Annotated in this window: 13 protein-coding genes; 4 read left to right on the top strand and 9 right to left on the bottom strand. The window is 67.9% G+C overall.

The features are described from left to right. Both Q664_RS56515 and Q664_RS24215 read right to left on the bottom strand, forming a co-directional pair. Nucleotides 1-514: RCC1 domain-containing protein (locus Q664_RS56515; protein WP_369406342.1), on the bottom strand; the 514-nt coding region annotated here is incomplete at its 3' end. Nucleotides 515-676: 162 nt separating this feature from the next. After that, the gene (locus tag Q664_RS24215; protein ID WP_235216853.1) at nt 677-1,759 is read right to left on the bottom strand and encodes a Kelch repeat-containing protein; all 1,083 of its coding nucleotides are present in this window, start codon (nt 1,757-1,759) and stop codon (nt 677-679) included. A gap of 260 nt (nt 1,760-2,019) precedes the next feature. Between Q664_RS24215 and Q664_RS59285 the strand changes: the two genes are divergently transcribed. Both Q664_RS59285 and Q664_RS24205 read left to right on the top strand, forming a co-directional pair. After that, nucleotides 2,020-2,994: a hypothetical protein gene (locus Q664_RS59285; protein WP_043400175.1), complete on the top strand. Its 975-nt coding sequence runs from the start codon at nt 2,020-2,022 to the stop codon at nt 2,992-2,994. Beyond that, entirely contained in the window at nt 2,991-3,845 is an 855-nt protein-coding gene (locus tag Q664_RS24205) for an alpha/beta hydrolase family protein (protein ID WP_043400172.1), read from the top strand. The genes Q664_RS59285 and Q664_RS24205 overlap by 4 nt, the downstream gene beginning before the upstream one ends. Here the strand turns inward: Q664_RS24205 and Q664_RS24200 are convergent. The 6 genes from Q664_RS24200 to Q664_RS24175 all read right to left on the bottom strand — a co-directional run bounded on the left by Q664_RS24200 (nt 3,833) and on the right by Q664_RS24175 (nt 10,984). Beyond that, nucleotides 3,833-4,897 carry a Kelch repeat-containing protein gene (locus tag Q664_RS24200; RefSeq protein ID WP_052518597.1) on the bottom strand — a complete coding sequence of 355 codons (1,065 nt, stop codon included), beginning with the start codon at nt 4,895-4,897 and terminating at the stop codon, nt 3,833-3,835. The genes Q664_RS24205 and Q664_RS24200 overlap by 13 nt on opposite strands. 231 nt (nt 4,898-5,128) lie before the next feature. Further along, complete coding sequence (locus Q664_RS24195) at nt 5,129-5,809, bottom strand: hypothetical protein (RefSeq protein WP_043400169.1); 681 nt, start codon at nt 5,807-5,809, stop codon at nt 5,129-5,131. 8 nt (nt 5,810-5,817) lie between these two features. Continuing rightward, nucleotides 5,818-7,038, bottom strand: coding sequence for an AAA family ATPase (locus Q664_RS54155; protein ID WP_043400166.1), 1,221 nt, complete (start codon nt 7,036-7,038; stop codon nt 5,818-5,820). A gap of 137 nt (nt 7,039-7,175) precedes the next feature. After that, a complete protein-coding gene (locus tag Q664_RS24185; RefSeq protein ID WP_052518595.1) occupies nt 7,176-7,676 on the bottom strand; it encodes a thermonuclease family protein in 501 nt (166 codons plus the stop codon). Beyond that, on the bottom strand, nt 7,667-8,848 hold the full coding sequence (locus Q664_RS24180) for a lamin tail domain-containing protein (protein WP_084610315.1): 1,182 nt from the start codon (nt 8,846-8,848) through the stop codon (nt 7,667-7,669). Before Q664_RS24180 ends, Q664_RS24185 begins: the two co-directional genes overlap by 10 nt. Nucleotides 8,849-8,863: 15 nt before the next feature. Continuing rightward, nucleotides 8,864-10,984 (bottom strand): ComEA family DNA-binding protein, encoded by a 2,121-nt coding sequence (locus Q664_RS24175; RefSeq protein WP_152622310.1) that lies wholly within the window; start codon nt 10,982-10,984, stop codon nt 8,864-8,866. Nucleotides 10,985-11,150: 166 nt separating this feature from the next. Here Q664_RS24175 and Q664_RS24170 point away from each other — a divergent pair, with 166 nt between their 5' ends. Both Q664_RS24170 and Q664_RS24165 read left to right on the top strand, forming a co-directional pair. Further along, nucleotides 11,151-11,924 (top strand): alpha/beta hydrolase, encoded by a 774-nt coding sequence (locus Q664_RS24170; protein WP_043400254.1) that lies wholly within the window; start codon nt 11,151-11,153, stop codon nt 11,922-11,924. A gap of 10 nt (nt 11,925-11,934) precedes the next feature. Then, nucleotides 11,935-12,507 carry a DUF2378 family protein gene (locus Q664_RS24165; RefSeq protein ID WP_043400160.1) on the top strand — a complete coding sequence of 191 codons (573 nt, stop codon included), beginning with the start codon at nt 11,935-11,937 and terminating at the stop codon, nt 12,505-12,507. A 15-nt stretch (nt 12,508-12,522) separates the two neighbouring features. Here Q664_RS24165 and Q664_RS24160 read toward each other — a convergent pair whose 3' ends face one another. Continuing rightward, the gene (locus Q664_RS24160) at nt 12,523-13,683 is read right to left on the bottom strand and encodes an ATP-grasp domain-containing protein (RefSeq protein WP_043400157.1); all 1,161 of its coding nucleotides are present in this window, start codon (nt 13,681-13,683) and stop codon (nt 12,523-12,525) included. Nucleotides 13,684-13,754: the final 71 nt, after the last annotated feature.

Here is a 13,754-nt window from a genome sequence, read left to right as displayed (position 1 = left end):
AGCCCCAGGCCCACACGGAGCCATCGGAGCGCACCGCCAGCGCGTGGAAACGGCCAGCGGCCACCGACACGACGCCACTCAGTCCTGACACTTGCACCGGCGTGGTGCGGTTGTTCGTGGTGCCATCCCCCAGTTGGCCTTCGGAGTTGTAGCCCCAGGACCACACGGTGCCATCGGAGCGCACCGCCAGCGAGTGGCCATAGCCAGCGGCCACGGCCACCACCCCGCTCAGCCCCTGCACCTGAACCGGCCATGGGCGGCTGCTCGTGCTCCCATCTCCCAACTGACCAAAGGAGTTCCGCCCCGCGGCCCAGACGGTACCATCCGGACGCACCACCAGAGAATGATCTCCCCCTGCCGCGAGACGGGCTCGCGCCTGCGTAGCCAGCGGAAGAGCGCCAAGCGAATCCTGCGCTTCCTTCGAGTGGGTAGACGGCCCGCAGCCGACCCCACACAACACTCCGAGCCATACTCCCAGCAGCCCGCGCATCCACTGCACTGCATTGCTTTGCATTCCGCTACTCCTACTCATGTCTGGTTTTGAGAGGCAGTCGAACTGTCCCTTGGTGGTACCAGGGGGTCAATTCCTGGTCCAACCCCAACAACCTCTCAGGAACTGAGACACTGGAGCATGGACATGGGCATCTCCGGGCACGCGGAGAGCAGCGTGCCAGGCTCAGCGTGTGAACCGCTCCACCATCGGGCTACCGCCATTCAGCCGCAGCACCTGACCCGTGTGGAGCAGCACCGCGGCGCCTGGAGAGGTAGAGGGCGTCGCGGAGGCCGCGGGCAGCCAGGCGTTCAGGGAAGGCGAGTACACCGCCGTCCGCCCTGCCGTGTTCATCACCAGCACCTCTCCCGAGTAGAGCAACGTCGCGGAGATGGGCTGGGCGAGCGGGAGCATCGGACCCGCGGACCAGCGCTCGTTGTAGGGATCGTACAGGGCCACGGCGGTTTCAGTGGAGCCCGTGACGTCGCTCAGGACGAGCACATGGCCCGAGTAGAGACGGACCGCGCGGTGCGCGCCGACGGCAAGAGGCAGGGAACCCGCGGCCGTCCAGGTTCCCGTGCTGGGGTCATAGAGCTCGGCCGTGGAGAAGCCAGAGCCGTCCGGGGCGGCGCCTCCCGTCACCAGCACCTTGCCCGAGTAGAGCAGGGTCGCGGAGTGCCCGGCACGAGGCGTGATCATGCTCCCTGGCACGGGGGTCCACGTCTCCAGGGCCGGGTCGTACACCTCCGCGCTCCGCAGCGAGACCACCTGCGAGCCCTCATAGGTCGAGCCCCCTGCCATGAGGACCTTGCCTGAGCCGAGCACCGTCATGCTCCGCCCCCGGAAGTGCCCATGTGGCACGATCGCCCACGTATCCGTGTCCGGTTCGTAGCGCATCAGCCCTGGAGTGCCTCCCATCCTCCCGGCGAAGACAACGCCCGCCAGCACCTTGCCCGAGGGAAGCTCCGTCAGCGAGGCGGTCTGACAGTAACCAGGGGAGCACATGAGGCTCATGTCCCGCCACGTGTCTGTGTATGGATTGTAGCGCTGCACGAAACCGTAGGCTGTCTCCAGCACCTCACCGGTACCGCGCAGCAGGAGGGCGCTGGTGTTGTATGCCGAAAAACCCTTGGGAGCCATGGGCGTCCAAGCGCCCACCTCGCTGCCCAGCGCCTCGGCCTGGCTCGCCATGGGAGAGACATCGGTTTCGGGTTGGCACCCCGCGAACACGGACAACCAGCCCATCAGCAACACGGACGACCCGTTCATCTTCACGACACGCTCTCCCCAGGGATTCACACACCCGCCACGGGCATGTCTTCCCAGGGTAGAAGGTCGGACCGCCCCCAAGAAGATGACCGGCGCTCTCCGTCCCCGCTCGCGCGCAATCCAGGCGGGCGGGCACCACGGCGCCTCAAGAGGTGCGACAACGTGTGTCCCAACGCATCCGGTGGCGCTCACCGGGAACTTCACGCAACCTCTCATCGAGGCGGGACTCCAGGTCCCGAAACCGGAGTGGAAGGCATCTCATGAGAGAGATGGATGTGGTCATCCCCGTGGCCCCCAAGGACTTCTTCAAACTGCGCCGTTGCATCGAGGGAATCCTCCGGTGCTCGAAGAACCCGATCCGTACCATTCACGTGCTCTCTCCCTCGCCCATCCACCTCGCGGACTGGAGTCTTCCGGAGCAGGTACGTCAGCACGGTGAGGAGCGCTTTCCCTTCACGCTCGCGGAGGTCTCCCAGCTCCTCACCGCGCGCGGGTGCAAGTACCCGAATGGCTCCTGGTACTACCAGCAGCTCCTGAAGCTCTATGTGTTCCGCGTCATCCCGGACCTGCTGCCGGACACCCTCATCCTCGACTCGGACTTCGTGTTCACCGGCGAGGTGGAGTTCCTCGACGAGCACGGACGGGCCCTCCTGGCCCTGGGCTATCCCCTCCACTGGGAGCTGAAGGACCGCGAGGATCCGAGCCGCCACGAGCACGTCCACGCCACGTTCGCCCGCTACCTCGTGCCCGGCTTCTCCTCCCGCCACGCCTTCAGCGGCATGCACCACCACCTGTTGCTCCAGCGCGACATCCTCGAGGAGTTGATGGCGCTCGCGGAGGCCCATCACCAGAAGCCCTTCTGGCGGGCGTTCATGGATGGCGTGGACGTCACCAAATGGAACGCGGCGTCCGAGTACGTCCTCTACCACCACTTCGCCCTGGGCCGGTTCCCCGGCAGGGTGGCCACCCGGCACCTCGACACCTGCGATGTCATCTACGACGCCAGCGCGGGCGAGCACGTGGAGCGATTGTTCCAGGAGCCCCTGCCCTCCTCCAGCCACCAGGCCATGGGCTTCCATGGGTTCCTCGACCTGGGCAAACGCTTGCAGACCATGGACTACCTGTCCGACGAGCTGCGGCGCTGGATGCTATCGACAGGCGCGCCCAGCTTCGCGCTGACCCTGGAGCAGGGCCGGCTTCGCATCCACCCCTGGCCCCAGGCGCTGGCGGCATGATCGAGTCCCGGGTCATCACGACGAATCACGAGGGGCAGCGGCTCGTGGGCCTCATGGCCTGCCCCGAGCACCTCGAAGGCCCCCTGCCCACGGTGCTCCTCGTGCATGGCTTCTTCGGCACCAAGGAGGAGCGGGGGCTCTTCGACACCATCACCCGGACGCTCACGGGCGGCGGCCTCGCGGTCATCCGCTTCGACTTCACCGGGTGTGGCGAGAGCGAAGGGCGCTACGTCGACACCTCCCCCACGAAGATGGTGGCCGAGCTCGATGCGATGCTCTCGTTCACGCGGGCCCGGCCCGAGGTCGACACCGGGCGCCTCGGACTGCTGGGCCACTGCATGGGCGTGAATACGATTCTGGCGCTCGCCCCGGAGCACATCCGCTGCGCGGTGCTGATGGCCACACCCGCCCGACCGCTGGAGTACCTCCCCGCATTCATGGGCGAGGGCTACAACCCCAGAGGCGTCTCCAGCCGCCACACGTCCCTCGGGACGCGGTGTGACATCGGGCCGCACTTCTTCACCGATACGGCGGGCCACGGCATGGTGGAGCGGATGCGGCGGTGGCACGTGCCCGCCCTCTTCATCCACAACGAGGACGACGCGACGGTGCCCTCGGACGACTCGCGGCTGCTACACGAGGTGGCCCTGCCGCCCAAGGAGCTGCTCCTGCTGCCGGGCACCTCCCACACCCCGCGGCATCCCTCGCTGTACGAGGCCCTGCTCAACTGGTACGGCCAGTTCCTCATCGGGCCCGACTCCGGGCGTGCGGACACCACACGCCCGGACAGCCGGACGGAGGACCCGAGCACATCACCGCTCGAGTCCCCGCGCCGGGTTCACGGCGTGTAACGCGACGTCGTCTGGCCGGTGAGTAGCACCTCGCCGGTGTGCAGCAGGGTCGCGGTCGTGGCGTCGGGCACCAGGGCGCCCTCCAGCAGGGTCCACGTGTTGGTGTCCGGGTCATACAGCTCGGCACCGTCGCTGGCGAACCGGCCCGCCACCAGCACCTTGCCCGAGTAGAGCAGGGTCGCGGTGTGGTCCCTGCGCGCCTGATTCATGGGCGCGGCCAGCGTCCACTGGTCGGTGTACGGGTCATACAAGTACGCCGACGTTGAGGTGCCTTCGTTGGTGTTGCCGCCCGCCAGAAGCACCTTGCCCGAGTAGAGCCGCGTCACGGTGTGGAACGCGCGAGGGGTCGGCAGCTGGGCCACCCGCCGCCAGGTATTCGTGGTGGGGTTGTACACCTCCGCGTTCACCCCGGAGATGCTGCCCGTCAGCAGCACCTCACCCGAGTAGAGCTTCGCCGCGGCCTGGAAGAAGCCGCCCGAGGACAGCGTTCCCGCGGACGACCACGTGCCCGTGGCGGGGTCATACACCTCGGCGGTCGAGGTGAAGCCCATGGACGACGTCAGCCCGCCCGTGACGAGCACCTTGCCCGAGTCGAGCAGCGTGGCGGTGTGCCAGGAACGCCCCACCGTCATCGAGCCGGTATAGGTGAAGGTGCCCGTGGCGGGGTCGTACAACTCCGCGGTCCGGATGTCGGGCCCGACGCCGTTCTGTCCACCAGCCACCAGCACCAGCCCCGAGGTGAGCCGGGTGGCGCTCGGCAGCCCACGCGGCTCGTTCATGGAGCCCGAGGGGGTCCAGGTGTTCGAGTAGGGGTTGTACAGCTCGCTCCGCGGATTCCCCCCCGTCACCAGCACCAGTCCCGAACTCAGCAGCGCCGAGGAATGAGATGTCCCCCGCCCGATGCTCATGGAGGCATTGCTCGTCCACTGCGACGACGTCAGCGCCTCCGTCTGGATGGAGGGAGCCGCCTGCTCCGTGGGGTCCACGCTTCCGCCACAACCGCTGGCCACCACACCCGCCAGCAACAACGACCACCGGAATGTCCTGTTCATGCGAGTTCCTCGGGGAATGAGCCCTCCATCATAGGGGCCGTTCTGACGATTCAGGACGTGCTCAGTCCTGGGAGAGCGAGTAGCGCGTCTCTGCGGTGCCCAGCTGTCATCCCTTCCCCTTCAGGTGGATGGCGCCCGCGGTCTGGAACACCTCCGGCCCCATCTGCTCGCGGAGGACGCGCCTTCTTCCGCTCCGCCTTCGCCGCTGCCTCACCCGCTTGGGGGCACGAGTCAGCCCTCTTCGTTGGAGGCAAATGACTCCAAGAAAAGACGCAGGCTGTGATTGCGTGTGGCACAGTCCGCTAGCGTGCTCCGCTTGCGGAAGTCCCGGCTCAGCTTGTCGTGGTGTTCGTAGGCGCTCATCTGGGAGAGTTGCTTGCGCTCCTTGTCCGAGTGGCGCTGTCCCACCACCTTCTTGAGCGCCTTCTTGGGATCGCGAGCGGTGGAGGTCTCCTTCTTTTGATAGAGAGTGAGGATCCACGCCTCGGTCTCCTCGATGGCGATGGCGTAGCGGAACTGGTCCGACTTCCGTCCGGAGAGCCACTCGTCGAGCTTCGCCGCGACGCGCCTGTGCAACTCGATGGAAGCGTCCCCCGTCGAGCCCGAAGGACGGGTAACGTCGTAGCCGGCCAGCTCCGCCTCCGCGGTGTCGACGTGGATGACGACCAGTCGCTCTTCGTCGATGGGGCTGTTCAGGAACTCCTCCAACAGCGAGCCAGTCTTGCACTCCTGCTTCACGAGCCCCCAGTTGCTGAATTGCGCCTCCGACATGGAGTGGAGGTCCGTTTCATCGAGCGCATATTGAGGCCGCAGGAACTGGATGTCCTCGAAGTCGATGCCAAGCCGTCCCCTCAAGATATTGGAGATGACGGCGAGGTCACCCCGGCCCTCCGCGATGATTCCGATTCGCATGGCCCGGTTCAGAACGCCTTGGGGAGCCCGCCGAGGTGTCCGCGCATCCACAGCTCCGAGAGCTTGTACCTGGGTTCGCCCTTGGCCTGGGGCTTGAGCTTGATGCGCTTGCCCACGGTGTGCCCCTGGTCGTTGCGGTGGATGACGATGAGCCGCTGATCGTCATCGTGCAGATCCAGCCCATCCAGGATGGCGGGGTTGTGCGTGGTGATCAGCACCTGTTTGTCGTGCGCCTTGGCCATCGCCGCGAGGGACTTCATCAGCTCGCGGCAGAGCTGTGGGTTGAGCGCGGTCTCGATGTTGTCGATGGCGAAGATGGGCGGTGTCTTGTCGCTCAGGAACAGGGCCAGATAGAAGAGGGTGTGGAGAATGCCCTCGTTCGCGTTCTCGGCGGAGAAGACGTTGTTGCCCTTTTTCATGAACCGGTCCCGGAAGTAGAGCCGGGAGGTGCTCCGTCCGAGCTTGTGCCCCTTGAACTTCAGCTCATCCTGGGTGTCGATGAGGAGATTGTCGAACCAGGGAATGAACTTGCTGTAGCGCACGAGCTCGCGGCGCTGCGCCTGGGTCAACCCCTCGAGGAAGACGTCCAGGTTCTCGCCATTGATGCCCAGTGGGAGTCTACGGCTGGTGTTCTGGATGCCACGCAGCGCCAGTGGATTCAGATTGTAGATGCAGAAGCTCTTCAATTGCTTCTGAAGGATGGAGGTATTTGGGCGCTTGAGTTTTAATTTCGAGAGTTCCTTCAATTCCTTCAGTGCTGCTTTGGTCGACTTCTGGCTGCGATCAAGCCTGAGAAGGACTCCCATAACCATGTCCAGGGCTGCCGTGTCGGATGGAGCCTCTAGAATCAGGGAGTTGCTGAATGAATCAACTCGCCAGCCCGAATCAATATCGCCGGCATCTGGAACCAACCGAAGCTCCAACTGGGGGGCCTTTTCATCCGTGGATGACGTTCGGGCCGCAGCGGTAAGCGTGAGCGCGATGGCTTGGGTGGTCTTTCTCTGTAAAAACGAGCTGATGGTAATGGACGGCTTGGCGATCCGGACACCTCTTGTATAGAGGTCCTCGATTTCAAGCGTGCCGTCAGCGGCCGCGCTCGCCGTGGCGAAGGCCTCGAGGATGTTGGTCTTGCCCGCGCCGTTCTCGCCGATGAAGACGTTGATCCGCCCAAGCTCGAGCGTGTAGTCGAGGATCGACTTGAAGTTCTGGATGTGGATCTTCGTGATCATGCCGGGGCACACCTTAACCCCGGCAGGCAGCTCCTCGGAAGATTACTCGCCTCGCCCCGCGTGCACGGCAAGTACACGAGGGAGCAGTTCACCCCCAGCCCAGGGACACTCCCTCCCCTGTAGCCAACTGATGGGCCTCACCGTCCACACGGCGCGATGGAACACTGTCCCCACAGGCCGCGCCCAGCGCGCCGGGCCGAGGACTCGAGCGCCTCGAACTCCGCGCGCCGGGATTTCCCAGCGGGAGACACGTAGAGCACGCAGGCGTACCCATTCTCCGCGAGCAGGGCATTCACCTCGCGTCCATCCACCGTCACATACGCGAGCAGCCGCCCGTAGCGGTCGGTACACGCCTCGCCGTACTCCAGCCGCACCAGGCGTCCCTCCACGAGCGAGCGGTTGAAGTCCCGGGCCTCTGTACCGAAACACTCGTGCTTGCCGCCCGTGCTCTCCGGAGTGTCCACGAGCAGGTAACGCACACGCTCGCCGCTCTGGAGCACGAGAGTGTCTCCGTCCACGACCCTCGACACCACGCCAGCGCCCGGACCACAGGAGGACTCCGAGCCGCACGCGCACAGCACGACGAGCCCCAGCCCGAGCACCACACACAACACCCGCCAGCCATTCCTCAGGTGCATGGACGGTTCTCCGCGCCAGGAGTGCCCTGGTCGCCCAGGCCGAATCGGAAGTCCTTGGGCGTCGGACAGAACCCCTCCGGCGCGTCGTTGCGCGTGGCGTCCCGGCGCGACGGGTCGAGCTGACGGGACACTCCGGGCGTCGCGGCGCTCGTCCAGGACACCTCGTCGAGCAACGTCTCATCCAGGGACAACCGGAGCGCATGGGGCTCCGGGCCATTGCTCAAACCAAACGCGAAGGTCCCGAGGACGGAAGGCAACTCGCCGTTGAGCGTGGGATCGGCACTCCGCGCGAGCACGCCATGGGTGCCCGCCTTCAATTCCAGACACCGCGAGTCACCGAGCAGGGCCCGGCCACTCCCCTCGTTGGCGAGCGTCACGCCATTGAGGTCCACATCGCGCAGGGCATACACCTCCACCCACTCGCCCTGTGCATCCGCCACGGCCTTCGGGTCGGCCATGAGCTCGGTGATGACCAGGTCCCCCGGGCGAGGACGTGACAGACTCCGGACAGCTCCCGTACGTGAAGACAGACACGAGCCCGCGGGCACGCCTCCATCCGTGGCGGCCTCCGCGCAGGGCGGGTTCGCGGCACCGGGGCTCGTCCGCGTGCCACCGTCCACAGCGGAAGCGGGCGCATCACACCAGCGGCCCGCCTCGTCGTTGTCGACCGCGTCCGGCACGAGCCTCCCGTCGTAGATGCGCGCCACACCCGAGCGGAGGGGCCCGGAGTAGCGCACCTCGTCGACGACGACGGAGCCACAGCGCAATCCAACGAGCCCGCCCGTGTTGCCCAGCGAGCCCAGGACGTCGCCGTACGAGTGATTCACATGGGAGGGCAGCGGCTCGGAGCGCACGTCGCCGAGCACCACATGGCCCCTCGGCGCCACCGGCACGGACTCCTCGAAGAGGTAGGCCCGCTCCTGCGAGCCATCCGGACGGGCCGCGTAGAGCAGCAGCCCGCGCAGGTCCATCGCCGAGCGCCCGGGGTTGTGGAGCTCCATCCACTCCTGTCCGGTGTCCGTCCCCTCGGGGTCCGGCAACAGCTCGGTGAAGACGACGTCTCCGGGCCTCCACCCTTCACAGGTGGGCTCCACGTCATCGAACAAAGGGCCACAGGCGCCACACATCAGCACCCCGGCCAGGGAAAGACAGCGAAAGGGAATGGCTCTCATCCAGGTCGGCTCCATCTAGAAACGGCCTTCCAGCTCCAGCCGGAAGAGGTGTTGCGGAAGCTCGGGCGGCGAGCGCGCGCCCACCGGTGCCTTCAGGTCGAGCACGAGCTCGTACCGGGCGCGCGTGCCCAACCCAGCGACGGCGTCCCAGGCCACCTCCAGCGAGGTGCGCACCGTCTGCGTGAGCCGGGTGTTCTCCGAGAGGTCCTCGTCCTGCCAGCTCGCGCGCCCGTGCAGGCGCAGCGAGGACAGTGGCCGCACGAGCACCTCGAACGAGGCCCGGCTGTCGTGCTGGAAGCTCTCGGGGCGCTGCCGGCTGCCCACCAGGGTGTGCTGGTACTGCGCGGCCAGGCGAAGGCTCTCGGTGGCGTCGAGCCGCACACGGCCCGCGACGCGGTACTGCTCACCGGCGCAGTCCTCACCTCCCTCGAAGCACAGCCCGGGCCCGTTCTGGCCGAGGTCCTTGTTGCGAAACTCCACCCAGACCGAGGGCTGGAGCTCGGGCACGCCCACGTAGTCCACGCGGGCGGAGGTGCCGAGATGGAAGGTGCCAGAGGCCTCGCCGCCCGGAGGCTGCGTCCACACGTCCACCTGCCCCGTCATCCGCCACGCGCCGTCCTCCGTCTGGTGGAGGTAGCGCAGCCGGGTGCCCAGCTCGTTGCTCGCGCGCAGGCCCTCGAATTCGTCGGGGCTGGAGACGGGACGGCTGTAGGGGTTGTCGAAGCCGCGCCCGTAATAACGCAGCGTCAGCTCCAGCTCGCGCCTCCGGTCGCCGAGCACGGTGCGCTGGACGGCGCCGAAGCCTCCACCCGCGCCCGAGAAGCTCCGCGCCGCCTCGAGGAAGAGGTCCACTGGCCCCGTGCCCCAGGTGGCGTCGGCGCCCACCGCGCCATAGCCCCCGCCCGCGGGGAAGCGCGAGCTCGGCTGGAGGTCGAGCCCCACGCCCTCCACCGCCCACACCGGCCAGGCGCCCCACCCCGTCAGCCCCACGCGGGTCCTCGGGGAGAAACCGGCGGTGACATGGCCACCTCCAGCCAGCTCGTGGAAGACATCCGGCAGGGTGCGCGAGACGAAGCGCACGGTGCCCGGCACCTGCTTCCCGGGGAGCACGGCGAGCACGTCCGGCGTCTTGCGGGTCTTCGTGTCGAGCAGCTCGTACTGGAGGAGATCGCGCGACTGGTGCGAGCCGAAGCCCGTGAAGGCCAACGCCACCCCCTCCACCTGTCCGCGCACGGTGCCGGCGACACCGCGAAAGCCCTCGGTCCAGCCGAAGTCCGGGGTGACTCGTCCCGGGGTGTTCTCCTCCGGGCAGGCGCCCGTGCCCGTCAGCATGCAGCGCCGCTCGGGGCCACCGGGCGGTTGGAAGCCGTCGTCGGGCACGAAACCATCCGGTGCCGGGCGGCCCGTGGTGTCCAGGGTGAGCCGCTGCCCGAAACCCAGCCGGTACGTCCCCACCAGCACCGAGGCGTGCTCGCCCTCCCAGCGCACGTGGAGCTTCGGCAACCGGGGCACCACACCGGGCAGCCCCGCCACCAGCGCGCGGCGGCGAGGCTCGTACCGCACGGCCTCCAGGCGCCGCCGGCTGAGCGAAACCACGGCTCCGCCCCGCAGGCCCAGGGGTCCCTCGGCCTGTGCGTGGAGCAGCACCGGCGGCACCAGCGCATCCGCCGCTCCGTACGCCGTCAGCAGGCGCAGGCGCCCGGAGACGGTCCTCGCGGCGCGGGCCTCCCCGGCCAGGAAGGGCCGCACCCGCTGGAGTTGCCCGGCGGTGAGCACCCCGGCCTCGACGAGCGCCTCCGGCTCGAAGTCCCCCTCCACCCGCGCCCGGTACGCGAGCAGCGCATCCACCTGCGCCCAGGTCACACCCGGCAGCGCGTACAGCGCCTCGCGGGAGGCCGTGTGCACATCCACCCCGGTGCGCAGCAGCTCCCGCAGCGTCTCGAAGTCCTCCTCCGCGAGGACACCGTCCTCATACAGCGCGCGGAGGTCCGCCTCGCGGGTGATGGAGACATCCGCCTCGTAGGGCTCGGCCCGCGCGCCCGTCACGGCGAGGAGCAACCAGGTCGTCAGCAGGGCGGGCGGGCAGGCGGTTTTCACGCGGCCGGCGCACTGCACGAAGGAGACCAACGAGGACACCTCGGGGACCCCACTCGAGAGGTGTCCCGCGCGGGAAACGCCCATCCAGGCCGCGGACGCGGGCCTCCGTCCGCCCACACTGGCGGCGTCGTGGTTGCGTCTCGGAGAGGGTTGGCCGGGGGCGCGGGGCCATCTATCGTTGCATCTGGCTTCTCACCGGCGTTCCATGGGTCACGTGCACATCATCCGAGACTTCGCCTCCCCGCAGGAGGGCTTCACCCGCACCGTGCGCATCTACACGCCGGACGGGTACGACCAGGCCTCCCACCACCGGTTCCCCGTCCTCTACATGCACGATGGGCAGAACGTGTTCGCCCATTCCGAGTCGGCCGTGTTCGACACGTGGTGTGCCAACCTCGCCCTGGAGCGGATGGTGGGCGAGGGCCGGGCGGAGCCGTGGCTCATCGTGGGCATCGACTCGGGCCCCGGGCGGCTGGAGGAGTACTCGCCCTGGAACGAGTCGCGCGCCAACGTGCGGGCCCGGGGGGGTGCCTACGCCCGCTTCATCGTCGAGACGCTCAAGCCCTACGTGGATGGCGTCTACCGCACGCGCCAGGGCTCCGAGTGGACGGCCGTCATGGGCTCGTCGCTGGGCGGGCTGATGTCGCTGTACCTCGGTTGGAAGTACCCCGAGGTGTTCGGCCGGATTGGAGCGCTGTCGCCGTCGGTGATGTGGAGCGAGTACAAGCTCTTCGAGCACTGGAAGGCCCACAGCCAGCGCTGGTCGCGCATCTACCTGGACGCCGGGACGTACGAGTGGATCAACCCGGGAGGCGTGCCGCTGCCCTACGGCGAGGCGACGCGCGACTTCTATGTCCACCTCAAGCAGTTGGGGTACGCGGACCACGAGCTGGCGCTGGTGCTGGAGCCAGAGGGGCAGCACCACGAGTCGGCCTGGCAGCGGCGGCTTCCGTGGGCGATGAACTGGCTGCTCGGGTGACGAGGCCCGGGTGAAGCCCCGCCGCGAGGTCAAACGGGAGGACCGGAGGGTCTTCGTCCAGGTGGTGGAGGGCCTGCTGCGTCACGGCGTGGGCGAGCGCGTGACGCCGCGGCTGCGCGAGCGGCTGAAGCAGGTGGGGTTGGACCTGGACCGGCCGCTGTTGCCGGCCTATCCGGTGACGCAGTGGCTGTACTGCCTCCACATCATCCTGGAGGAGGTGTACCCGGGCCTGCCGCGCGAGGAGGGTTTCCGGCAGCTCGCGACGGACCATGTGGAGGGTTACGGGCAGACGCTGGTGGGGCGGGCGATGATGCGGCTGTTGCGGCTGTTGGGGCCCAAGCGCACGGTGCAGCAGATGGTGCAGGCGCTGCGCAGCGGGGACAACTACACCGAGGTGCGGCTGAAGGAGCTGGAGCCCGGCATGTGGGAGATGTGGATGAACTCGGTGCTGGACGCACCGGGTTACGCCGAGGCCCTCTTCGTGGGCTTCCTGAAGGCCAGCGGCGCGAGCGAGCCCCACGCGGCCATCGTGCGCAGGGAGGAGGAGGGGACGGTCTACCTCCTGCGCTGGAAGGAGCGCTGAAGCCGGGAGGAGACGTCAGGCGGTGGCCTGGATGAGGCGCACGGCGTCGTGCATGGCGTCGAGGCGCTCGTGGCGGGTGAGGTACATCTCGTTGCCCATGGCGTTGTGGTAGACGGCGGGCAGCTCGCGGTGGAGCAGGAGCGCGTCACCGAGCTTCGCCACCAGCTCCGCGTGGGAGTAGCGGTAGCGGCGGGAGGCGCGCCGGGCGACGTGGCACACGTGGTACTTCGGCGTGTAGCGGAAGTCGCGCAGGTCATCCCCGGTGAGGACGCGGGCCCAGAGGCGGTAGACGTCCATGTCACAGGCGTAGTTCATCTGGTCCGTCATGAAGCCGCCGGGCGGACGCAGGTTGGCCTCGAGGGCGACGTAGCTGCCATCGGAGAGGCGGAAGAACTCGAGGTGGAACCAGCGCTCGCGCAGGCCGAGCGCGGCGACGGCGCGGCGGCCGAGCGCCTCGAGGGCGGGAGGAATCTCCTTGAGGCTCCAGAAGGAGATGTCGCGCTGCTCGAGCACCACCTCCATGACGCCGTCGCTGTACTCGTGGCTGAGGCGGAAGATGATGTTGCCCTCGCGGTCCACGAGCCCGTCGTAGGTGACGATGGCGCCGCGCACGAAGGCCTGGGCGACGTAGTTGGGGAGGGGGTCCTTCAGGGCGGCATCGACCTCGGCATCGGAGGAGACCTTGAAGGTGCGGGCGGCGCCGACGCCGACGTCGGGCTTGAGGACGAGCGGGTAGCCGACGCTCTGGGCGAAGGCCTTCACACCGGCGGCGTCCTTGACGGGGATGCAGCTGGGGTGGGCGACGCCGGCCTGCTTGAAGACATCGTGCATGCCCATCTTGGTGCGGAGACGGGTGATGTCGGCGGGGAGGAGGCCGGGGACGTGGAAGTCCTCGCGGAGGCGGGACTCGACCTCGAGCCAGGTCTCGTTGAGCGAGTCGATGCGATCGATGCGGCCGTGGCGCCAGGTGAGGTAGCCGGTGGCGCGCAGGAGGGCGTCGTAGTCGTTGAGGTTGGGGGTGAAGAAGTACTCGGAGAGGGACTCCCGGAGCTCATGGCGGAGGGAGTCGTAGGGGGTGTCGCCGATGCCCAGGACCTTGACGCCGCGCTCGCGCAGGGCGGAGACGAAGTGGAAGAACTGAGGGGGGAAGTGGGGGGAGATGAAGACGACGTTCATGGACGGGCTCGGGCGAGGCCTCTGGCTCGGGACGGCACCATAGCGCGGCCCGGGGCGGCGCCCACTTCCGG

Source organism: Archangium violaceum Cb vi76, assembly GCF_000733295.1.
GTDB classification, from domain to species: Bacteria; Myxococcota; Myxococcia; order Myxococcales; family Myxococcaceae; genus Archangium; species Archangium violaceum.
The sequence above is the reverse complement of the archived record's forward strand: the minus strand, read 5'-3'. Positions and strand labels throughout refer to the sequence as shown.

Excerpts from the sequence above, each read along its gene's own strand:
- Q664_RS24205 (WP_043400172.1), top strand. The coding sequence starts at position 2,991 with ATGATCGAGTCCCGGGTCATCACGACGAATCACGAGGGGCAGCGGCTC.
- Q664_RS24215 (WP_235216853.1), bottom strand. The coding sequence starts at position 1,759 with ATGAACGGGTCGTCCGTGTTGCTGATGGGCTGGTTGTCCGTGTTCGCG.
- Q664_RS24170 (WP_043400254.1), top strand. The coding sequence starts at position 11,151 with ATGGGTCACGTGCACATCATCCGAGACTTCGCCTCCCCGCAGGAGGGC.
- Q664_RS54155 (WP_043400166.1), bottom strand. The coding sequence starts at position 7,038 with ATGATCACGAAGATCCACATCCAGAACTTCAAGTCGATCCTCGACTAC.
- Q664_RS24160 (WP_043400157.1), bottom strand. The coding sequence starts at position 13,683 with ATGAACGTCGTCTTCATCTCCCCCCACTTCCCCCCTCAGTTCTTCCAC.
- Q664_RS24195 (WP_043400169.1), bottom strand. The coding sequence starts at position 5,809 with ATGCGAATCGGAATCATCGCGGAGGGCCGGGGTGACCTCGCCGTCATC.
- Q664_RS59285 (WP_043400175.1), top strand. The coding sequence starts at position 2,020 with ATGAGAGAGATGGATGTGGTCATCCCCGTGGCCCCCAAGGACTTCTTC.
- Q664_RS24200 (WP_052518597.1), bottom strand. The coding sequence starts at position 4,897 with ATGAACAGGACATTCCGGTGGTCGTTGTTGCTGGCGGGTGTGGTGGCC.
- Q664_RS24180 (WP_084610315.1), bottom strand. The coding sequence starts at position 8,848 with ATGAGAGCCATTCCCTTTCGCTGTCTTTCCCTGGCCGGGGTGCTGATG.
- Q664_RS24185 (WP_052518595.1), bottom strand. The coding sequence starts at position 7,676 with ATGCACCTGAGGAATGGCTGGCGGGTGTTGTGTGTGGTGCTCGGGCTG.